At 34.5% G+C, this 319-nt stretch carries 1 protein-coding gene; it reads left to right on the forward strand.

The window, feature by feature from the left end; all coding sequences use genetic code 11:
• Positions 1–117 precede the first annotated feature (117 nt).
• The coding region (locus PJK54_RS17805; RefSeq protein ID WP_271303528.1) for a hypothetical protein at positions 118–319 on the forward strand (202 nt) is incomplete at its 3' end.

Below are 319 nucleotides of genomic sequence, written 5' to 3' on the forward strand. Positions count from 1 at the left end.
CCTAGGAGATATCTGTATTCGATGATCCTGTAGCCTTGGCTGCGGGATTTTTATTTAATAAGTATCTGATAAATTCATTTTTGTAGCTTGGATAAAATTGGGTCCAGAGTGATTACTGTGAAAGATTCACTAAATGGCAATTATTTAGTAACAGAATGCAACGACCACTTCCTTGAAGTAGTTGGGCGAGAAAATGATTCTAGAGGAAGATTTAATTTTACTGCTTTTATAATAGGTATCGCAGTAACTACAACGCTAGGTTTGGCAGTTGCTATCATTTTAAATAAAAATGTTCCTGTGTATTTAGATGTAATGGCTA

The organism is Cobetia sp. MMG027, assembly GCF_027947415.1.
Classification (GTDB): domain Bacteria; phylum Pseudomonadota; class Gammaproteobacteria; order Pseudomonadales; family Halomonadaceae; genus Cobetia; species Cobetia marina.